5 protein-coding genes are annotated in these 3,534 nt (G+C 58.9%); 1 reads left to right on the plus strand and 4 read right to left on the minus strand.

Annotated elements, in window-relative coordinates; all coding sequences use genetic code 11:
• Positions 1–1,011: hypothetical protein (locus NP596_RS20555; protein ID WP_256617256.1), on the minus strand; the 1,011-nt coding region annotated here is incomplete at its 3' end.
• A gap of 66 nt (positions 1,012–1,077) precedes the next feature.
• Positions 1,078–1,695 (minus strand): hypothetical protein, encoded by a 618-nt coding sequence (locus NP596_RS20560; RefSeq protein WP_256617257.1) that lies wholly within the window; start codon positions 1,693–1,695, stop codon positions 1,078–1,080.
• A gap of 128 nt (positions 1,696–1,823) precedes the next feature.
• Between NP596_RS20560 and NP596_RS20565 the strand changes: the two genes are divergently transcribed.
• On the plus strand, positions 1,824–2,120 hold the full coding sequence (locus tag NP596_RS20565) for a hypothetical protein (RefSeq protein WP_256617258.1): 297 nt from the start codon (positions 1,824–1,826) through the stop codon (positions 2,118–2,120).
• Here the strand turns inward: NP596_RS20565 and NP596_RS20570 are convergent.
• Both NP596_RS20570 and NP596_RS20575 read right to left on the minus strand, forming a co-directional pair.
• Positions 2,100–2,627, minus strand: coding sequence for an NADH-quinone oxidoreductase subunit B family protein (locus NP596_RS20570; protein WP_256617259.1), 528 nt, complete (start codon positions 2,625–2,627; stop codon positions 2,100–2,102). The genes NP596_RS20565 and NP596_RS20570 overlap by 21 nt on opposite strands.
• A gap of 9 nt (positions 2,628–2,636) precedes the next feature.
• Positions 2,637–3,534 (minus strand): hydrogenase large subunit (locus NP596_RS20575; RefSeq protein ID WP_443192636.1); only part of this gene is annotated, 898 nt, incomplete at its 5' end.

The following is a 3,534-nucleotide window of genomic DNA, read 5'->3' on the forward strand; positions in this document are numbered from 1 at the left end:
CGCTTGCGGCGCTGCTTCCGGCGGCTGTTGGGTTTGGCGTTCCTGGCGTTGCCGGTCGTCCTTGCCGGCCAAGGTGCCGCGCAGTTTCAACAGGTTTTGCAGCGCGCCGTACCAAAACGGCGCGCCGAGGCTGAGTAGGAACACGGACAGGACGAGACCCATGGGGTTGACCCGTTCCCAATGCCGGCACCAGTCCTCGCTGCTATTGACTACGTCGATAACGCCCAATTGCTGCAAGGTGTTGAGTTCGGCTTTGACTGCGTCGATGTTGAGCGCCGGCTGTTGGCCGCCGGCCGCTTGGGTTTGTTCCAACACAAAAGCCTTGGCAATCAGCGTGTCGCGCAACTTGTCGTCCATCGACAAACGGTTGATGACGTCCAGGCTGTCCAACTGTATCGCCGCCACCACGATGATCGAGCAGATCAAACTCACGGCCCGGCTGCTGGCGGTAAAACGGCCGGATACCCTGTCTATGGTTTGATCGAACCAGCCGTTGATTTTACCCAGCAAACGGCTGTTGGCTTCCGTCAGCAGGGCGATGCCGTGGCGGACGTTGGCGGCCAGTTCCGGATTGCTCAGTTCCAGCCGCAAGGCATGGCCGCGCACCTTGTCCGCAGTTTCCTGGGGGTTGTCGATGCCGTTTTGCGCCAGCAATTGCAGCAGCAGTTGTTTCGCCTCCTCCGACAATGGATGAGCATGATTTTGCGGTACCTCGCCGGCGGCAAAATCCATCAGCAGTTTGACGAACTCTTCCCGGTGTATGGTATCGCCCAAGCGCTGGCCGACGCTGCTGATCATGGGGTGAGTGAGTACGGAACGAGTTATTTGCTCGGCGATGTTGCGCTGCAGGTTTGGATCGATCTGTTGCAGCAAATCGCTCAAACCGCGGGCCAGATTTTTACCGCGCAGGTTCAACAGCCCGGAAATCAACTGCGTCAACACCGTGACCGCCATGCTGGCGATCAGCATGATGACCGTCATGCCTAATAGAATATCGAGGGTTTTCAACATACAGGTCTCCTAAAAAAAGGGGGGTTATGCCGGTATTCACGCCGCGCCGGCGGTCGATGGGCTGCATTACCATAAGGTCCGGGTATCCAGCCAAATCGCTTGGCCATGCTGTTTTTGCACTTCCGCTACCATGTGCGCGGTGCCGCCGGGGCCGTCTCCGCCGCCGCCGTCCCACAGGCAGATGAACACCAGTTTTTCCGGACCGTAAGCCAGGCCGCTGGCCAGCAGCCACAGGTTGCAGCGTTCGTAGGCGTTCATATCCGGGGGCAGGGGGCCGAGTTCGGTAGGGGCCGCCAGCGGCGGATTCGGCAATTGCCGGGCGATGGCTTGGTAACGTTGCAGCCAGTCGGCGTGACCCGGCGTAACGGAGTTTTCGATGAATTCCGCTTCCGCGAAGGGCTGCAGGAGCTGCAGTTTTACCCCGCGTTGCAGGCAGGCTTCGGCGAACAGGATATCGCCGCCGTTGGCGCCCTGGGTGATAGCCAAGTCGCTGGACCCGGCTTGCAATTCGTCCAGTTTGCCGGCTATGCATTGTGCGGCGAGTGCGGTTTTTTCGGCCGGGAAGCGCGGCGGAGTGCGGTTGGGCGCGTCCAGCATGTGGCCGCTAAACAATAACACCCGTCGCGGTTGCCAGGCATGGCCCGATTCATCCAATGTTTGAAATGTGGCCGGTTGGATACTCATTGCGAACTTATCCGGATCAGCGACTTTAGTCTGTGTGCCGTCATTGCAACCGACTCCTTGTAATTGTTATCGAGCGCGGAATTTGGATTTTTGTTAACTGTTTAACAGAATCAGGGAATTGTCTGCAAATGATAATAGCCAATTTTCGTGAAATGGGGGGTAAAGGTATCCGCTTTCACTTTGCGTTTAGCGTAACGGCTAGGCTTGATTACGGTAAAAGTTCGCTGGCGAACACTTTGACGGGCTGGTTTGCAGCCGATATGGATGCGGTGGAGCGCATCCTTATCGCGTTCCGCGCGGGAATGCAGTTTGAACCGTTCAGCGGTGGACGCTGGAGCGTCTCTCGCCAGGTTCCCACGCAGAGCATGGGAACCATAAGCGGGAGCGTGTTGGGCTCCTTGAGCCTACCGTTTCATCAAGCCTAACAGGCCTTTCATCAGCACTTCCGGGGTAGGCGGGCAGCCCGGAATGGTCATATCCACCGGGATGACATTGGCGACGGCCCCGCAACTGGCGTACGACTCGCCGAATTCGCCGCCGCAAGCCGCGCAATCGCCGACTGCGACCACCCATTTCGGGTCGGGCGTGGCCTGATAGGTACGTAGTAGCGCGGTTTGCATGTGCCGCGATACCGGGCCGGTCACCAGCAGCACGTCGGCATGGCGGGGGGAGGCGACGAAATGGATGCCGAAGCGTTCGATGTCGTAATAGGGATTGTTAAGGGCGTGAATTTCCAGCTCGCAGCCGTTGCAGGAACCGGCGTCGACTTCGCGGATGGCGATGCTGCCGGCAAATCGGCGGTCGATATGGCGTTTGATTTCCATGCCCAGCTGTTCCAGTTCGTTATCGTTCCCATGCTCCGTGCGGGAACGCCGCTTGACAGGCTCGGTAACGATGCCGGTGGCGAGGATTTTCTTAAAGAGTCTAAGCATGGCCGTTACCTATAAATCGTTGCCCGAATAGGAGCCGTTGACGGATTTGTTGCAGACCGGAAAATCCGGGACGATATTGTTCAGCACCAGTTTTTCCAGGGCCGGCCAATTCAACTGGCTGGGATCGCGCGGATAAAAACGGCTGATGCTGTTGTCGGCGCCGAAGCGGATAAAGCTGACGATTTCGCCGCGCCAGCCGTCGACGATGCCCAGGCCGGTGCTACCCGCTACGGGAACCTGCCAAGCGGCGGCGATTTCGCCGGGTTGCAGCAAGGCCATGAATTGTTCGATCAATTTCATCGAGGCCATGATTTCCTTGTAACGTATCCAAAACCGCGAGGCGATGTCGCCCTGGTTTTCTGAGGCCACTTTTACCGTGACGTGGTCATAGGGCGGGTAGGGCGCATCGCGGCGCACGTCGAAATCCTGGCCGCTGGCCCGGCCGACGTAGCCGACGGTGCCGAAGGCGGCGGCGATGTCTGCGGACAGAAAGCCGGCGGTGTACAGGCGGTCTTCCAGCGACGAATTCAGGTCCAGCGCGGTGATGATGTCCGACAGTTCTTTTCTGAGTTTGAGGTTATCCGCATTGAAGGCGTCGCAATCGGCGTCGCCTATGTCTTTTTTAACGCCGCCGGGAATCACACAGTCCATCAATAGACGGTGGCCGAAAATTTTGGCCTGGGTACGCAGCCAGTCTTCCCGCAGGCGGCTGAATTGCATGTGCGCGAAGGTGAAGGCGACGTCGTTGCAGATGGCACCGATGTCGCCCAAATGGTTCGCCACCCGCTCGCGTTCGGCCAATATGCCGCGCAGCAAGGCCGCGCGCGGCGGAATGCTTATATTTGCCGCTTGTTCCATGGCCATGCAGGCCGCCCAGGCGTGGCCGGCCGTGGTGTCGCCGGACACC

Source organism: Methylomonas rivi (assembly GCF_024505165.1).
Taxonomy (GTDB): Bacteria; Pseudomonadota; Gammaproteobacteria; order Methylococcales; family Methylomonadaceae; genus Methylomonas; species Methylomonas rivi.

Bases quoted from the DNA above. Each gene is read 5' to 3' on its own strand.
- NP596_RS20560 (WP_256617257.1), bottom strand. From the start codon at position 1,695: ATGAGTATCCAACCGGCCACATTTCAAACATTGGATGAATCGGGCCAT.
- NP596_RS20565 (WP_256617258.1), top strand. From the start codon at position 1,824: ATGATAATAGCCAATTTTCGTGAAATGGGGGGTAAAGGTATCCGCTTT.
- NP596_RS20570 (WP_256617259.1), bottom strand. From the start codon at position 2,627: ATGCTTAGACTCTTTAAGAAAATCCTCGCCACCGGCATCGTTACCGAG.